The following is a 4,650-nucleotide window of genomic DNA, read 5'->3' as shown; positions in this document are numbered from 1 at the left end:
CTCGGCTCGTTCCTCGCCACGAGGGGCGAGGATTATACGAGGGCGATGTCATCACCGGTGTCGGGCGAGGCGGCGTGCTCGCGGCTTTCACCCTATTTCGCCTATGGCTGCGTCTCCATCCGCGAGGCGGCGCAGGCGGCCTGGCGGCGGCAGCGCGAGGTGCCGGCGGCCAGCCGCTGGGGGGCGGCGCTGCGCTCGTTCATCGCCCGGCTGCACTGGCATTGCCATTTCATCCAGAAGCTGGAGGCCGAGCCGGAGGCGGAGTGGCGGCCCTTTGCCCGGATCTACGAGGGAATGCGGCCGCCCGCCGACCCGGCGCGCCTCGCCGCCTGGGCTGAGGGGCGCACGGGGTATCCCTTCATCGATGCGGCGATGTGCTACCTCGCGGCGCATGGATGGATCAACTTCCGCATGCGGGCGATGCTGATGTCGTTCGCCAGCCATGACCTGTTCCTGCCCTGGCAGGAGAGCGGCTTGGTGCTGGCGCGGCTGTTCACCGATTACGAGCCGGGAATCCACTGGCCGCAATGCCAGATGCAGTCCGGCGAGACCGGGATCAACACGGTGCGGGTGTATTCGCCGGTCAAGCAGGGATTCGACCAGGACCCGGCGGGCCGGTTCATCCGGCTTCATGTACCGGAGCTGGGGGCGGTGGCGGGGGCGCTGGTGCATGAGCCCTGGCGGCTCGACGCGGCCGAGCGGGCGCGGCTCTGCCCGGAGTATCCGGCGCGGATTGTGATCCATGAGGAGGCGGCGCGGGCGGCGAAGGCGGCGCTGTTCGCGCGGCGGCAACTGGCCGAGGCGCAGCGCGAGGCGGATGCGGTGCAGCGCCGCCACGGCTCGCGTCGGGGACGGGCCCGGCAGCAGCGCGACACACGCTCCCGCGCAGCGCCGGGGCAGCTCGTGCTCGATCTCGACGGCGTCGCCGTGGCGCCAGATGTCGAAACGATGAAGGTTACTCGCACGGGGCTTGGGGACGGGGTTGGGGTTACGAAGCGCCGACCCTGACCGGAGAACGTCCATGAGAATGCGCGGATGACCGTTCGAGGTCGAAGCCTTTTGGCGAAGCGGATTGTCGAAGGAGGCTGGCACGTAGCATCGGCGGCGCATGCAACGCCAACGCACGGCGTGGGGGTGATCCGGCGCGGAGCGACCCGGCGTCTCCGCGCCCTGTGCCGGCTGCTGCTGGCGATGGGGGACCGTGGGGCCTATTCGATCGAGCAGGACGTGGCGGGCACAAGATACGGGCGCCGGGAGATGTCGGACCCGGCGGACTTCGCGGTGACGTGCTGCGCCTCGCTGTGGATCTCATTCAGGAACGAACCGATCGGGGGACGCTATCCGAAGGCGGGCACGTTCTCGCGGTTCGTGGAAGAACTCCTGCACGAAGCGCTCGGAATCTTTCCCGGCATCGGAACTGCGGAGCGCCCTGCGCCGGTTCCACGGCGAGACAGTGACTGAACACACTTAACATCCGGGTCGGGGCGATGTTCCGCCCGCAGCACCAACCGTTGCGGAAGCCATCGCGCTCGTTGCCTCGTGGAGCGATCTCGCGAACGAACGTCGCCGGAGCATCATCTCCTCTCTGCGCGCACTCACCCGCATCGCCGGGACCGATCCGGCCCAGCTGCGCCTCTGCGCGGCGGAGCTGAACGACAGGGTGCTCTGCAAGCCACCCCAGCTGTTCGGCATCTCGGCGACCTCGATGGCAACCGTGCGGTCGAATACACGCTTCGCGATGCGCCGCCTCGGCCGGCTGGAGCCGCGAGCGCCCCTCGATGCCGACTGGAGATCACTTCGCGACGGCCTCCCGTCCCGGGCGGCAATCACCCTCACCCGCTTCATCGAGTTCCACAGCCGCGAGGGCATTCCGCCGTCCACGGTCTCGGATGCGAGCTTCGAGCGCTGCCAGGCCTGGATCCGTGCCGCGACCCCCTGCCGCAGCCCGTCCCGGCTGTTCGCCCAGATGCGCTATCAATGGAACAAGGCCGCACGTGAACAGCCCAATCTCGGGCTACCGATCCTCGGCGCCGCACGCCAGCGGGTCCGGTGCACCGTCCCGCTCGAGGCCATGCATCCCGGACTGCAGGCCGATATCGAGCGCATGCGGCGCCACCTCGGCTGTTCCGATCTCGATGATCTCGATGCCGATCACCTCCGCGGCGATCATGACGACGGTCTGGCCGGTCAGGCATCACCATCCCGGGCGCCACGGCGGGCGCTGCGCGCCATCACCATCGAGGAGCGCATGCGCCATGCCCGCCAGGCCGTCTGGGCGCTGGTGCAGACCGGCGTGCCGCTCGAGGAGATCCGCGGTATCCGCGACCTCGTCGTGCCGGTCGAGCGGGCCCGCCAAGCCATCCGCTTCATGCGCGACCGCGCCGGCAAGCAACGCTCTGCCCCGGCCGGCCATGTCGCCGAGATCCTCCGGCAGATCGCCAAATTCCATGTCGGCCTGCCCAAGGCAGAGGTCGAGCGCATCGCCGGATGGAAGAAGGCGGTGACGCCCGAATACAACGAGATGACCGAGAAGAACCGGCGACGCCTCGAGCCGCTGCTGACGCCGGAGGCCGAGCAGAAAATTCTCGCACTGCCAGCAGTGCTGATGGAGGAGGCGGAGGCTTTGCTGCCCAGTTCCGGCGTGCTCGCGGTCAGTGCGGCCAAGCGTGCGCTGGTGCTGCATCTGGGTCTGTTCTACGCGTTCCGGGCCAGCAACCTGCTCGGCCTGCGCCGGGATCGCCACTTCATCGGGCCGGGCCATGGCAGCAGCGCGATCACCCGCTTCCTGATCCCGGCCGGGGAAGTGAAGAACCGCGTGACCATCGATCGCCCGGTTCTGCCCCTGACCAGCGACATGATCATCGCGTGGGAACAAAAATTCCGCCCACTGATCGCCGGAGCCGACAACCCCTACCTCTTCGCCGGCGTGAAGGGGCGGCCGATGACGCGGCAGGCGATGGGCAGTTCGCTCGCGAAGATCGTCGCCGAGCGGGTGGGCTGCGAGATCAATTCCCATCTAGTCCGCCATCGCGCCGCGGTCGCCCATCTGAAGAAATATCCGGGGGATTTCGAGGTCATCCGCGTCCTGCTCGGCCACAAGACCGATCGGACGGCACGCAAGTCCTATACCGGCCCCGAGAAGGACAGTGCGTTCGACCGCTTCGACCAGACCGTGCTCGAGCAGATGAGGACGCTCCGCCCGCGGAAGTCCGGGCCCGACCGCAGGACAGATCGCCGCAGAGCGATGGAAGGGAGAGCGTGATGCGTGACCTTGGGGAACAGAGGCCGGCGTCGCAGGACGAGGCCCGGCTCGCGCGGCGGCTTGCGCGCTATCTCGCCACCTGGCCGGCGATCGACCGGCAGCGATGGGAGCAGAACTGTGCGCCCGCCGATCCGCTCGACGATCCCGGATATGGCAGCACGCTGCGCCTCGCCAGCCGGCACAAGATCGCCAGGGGCTACACCTACTGGCTGCGGTTCCTCGACGAGGCCGGATGGCTCGACCCGGCAGCGCCACCCGGGGCCCGGATCTCCCATGCCCGCAGCGCCGCCTGGTTCCGTGCCCTGATGGCGCGCGGCAATGCGCCCTTCACTATCGCCGGCCGCTTCGCCGAACTGAACCTGGCGATCCGGGTTCTGGCACCCGAGGCCGACCGGACCTGCATCCTCCAGCCAAACGGCGCCTCGGTCCGTCAGCGCCTGTTCATGGACAAGCGTGAACTCCTCATCCCCGATACCCGCATCCTCTATGCCGAGGGGCTGCGCCTGATGGGGACGGCGGAGCAGTGCCGGACGCGGCGCAAGGCGCTGCTCCAGTTCCGCGACGGGCTGATCTTCGCGGTGCTGAGCGCCCGCGCCCGCCGCCTCCGCACCACGGCACAGACCATGGCAACGGACAACCTCCACAGGGTCGACGGCCGTTACCGGATCGATTACCGACCCGACCAGATCAAGACCGGACGCCGTGACAGCGTTCTTCTCCCCGCTCGCCTGACGCCATTCATCGACCGCTATCTCGGCGAGATCCGCCCTGCCCTGCTGCGTGGCACGGATCATGGCGCGCTCTGGGTCGGCACGCTGGGCAAACCGCTCGCTGAGCCGGGAATCGAGAAGCTGGTCCGGGTTCGGTCCAAAGCCCTGCTCGGCGTCGCGATCGGGCCGCACCGGTTCCGCCACGCGCTCGGCACCACAGCACCTCTGGTCAATCGCACCGAGCCCGGCCTCGCCCGCGCCGTGCTCGACATCAGCGAGGCGGTCGCGGCCGAGCACTACAACCGGGCCAATGCCATCATCGCCACCGAATTCTTCCAAGCCGAGATGCTCGCCGCGACCCAGGCGGCGAACGACCACGCGCGGCTGGAGAAGATCAGGCGGCGGAGGGAATGAATTGCTCGACATTTAGAGCAAATATCGCACGAATATTTCTATAACACATTGAAATACTTGTTTATATTCCCACATCTGGTGAGCAGACAGTCATCCTGGCGTCGCCGGGGAGAAACCACCTAAACGCTCCTCCGGCCCTGTCTGCGCCGGGATCCGATCCCGGCCACGCCATTCCCCAACCATATCATCAGGAGACCACCATGACCGATCCGGTCACACCGGGCACGGCACTCGTTGCCATGCCCGCCGATCCCGTGCGCCTGA

4 protein-coding genes are annotated in these 4,650 nt (G+C 68.0%); all 4 read left to right on the top strand.

Annotated features, from left to right (window positions below):
• A partial coding sequence (locus tag APM_RS16075) for an FAD-binding domain-containing protein (RefSeq protein WP_039889003.1) occupies nt 1-1,008 on the top strand: 1,008 nt, incomplete at its 5' end.
• Nucleotides 1,009-1,035: 27 nt separating this feature from the next.
• Nucleotides 1,036-1,461 (top strand): hypothetical protein, encoded by a 426-nt coding sequence (locus APM_RS16070; RefSeq protein ID WP_083818699.1) that lies wholly within the window; start codon nt 1,036-1,038, stop codon nt 1,459-1,461.
• A 199-nt stretch (nt 1,462-1,660) separates the two neighbouring features.
• Nucleotides 1,661-3,262, top strand: coding sequence for a tyrosine-type recombinase/integrase (locus tag APM_RS16065; RefSeq protein ID WP_007424443.1), 1,602 nt, complete (start codon nt 1,661-1,663; stop codon nt 3,260-3,262).
• The gene (locus APM_RS16060) at nt 3,262-4,386 is read left to right on the top strand and encodes a hypothetical protein (RefSeq protein ID WP_007424442.1); all 1,125 of its coding nucleotides are present in this window, start codon (nt 3,262-3,264) and stop codon (nt 4,384-4,386) included. The genes APM_RS16065 and APM_RS16060 overlap by 1 nt, the downstream gene beginning before the upstream one ends.
• Nucleotides 4,387-4,650: the final 264 nt, after the last annotated feature.

Origin of the sequence: Acidiphilium sp. PM (assembly GCF_000219295.1) — a bacterium.
In the GTDB taxonomy this organism is placed as follows: domain Bacteria; phylum Pseudomonadota; class Alphaproteobacteria; order Acetobacterales; family Acetobacteraceae; genus Acidiphilium; species Acidiphilium multivorum.
Note: the sequence above shows the minus strand (reverse complement) of the source record. Positions and strands in the feature narration are given on the sequence as shown.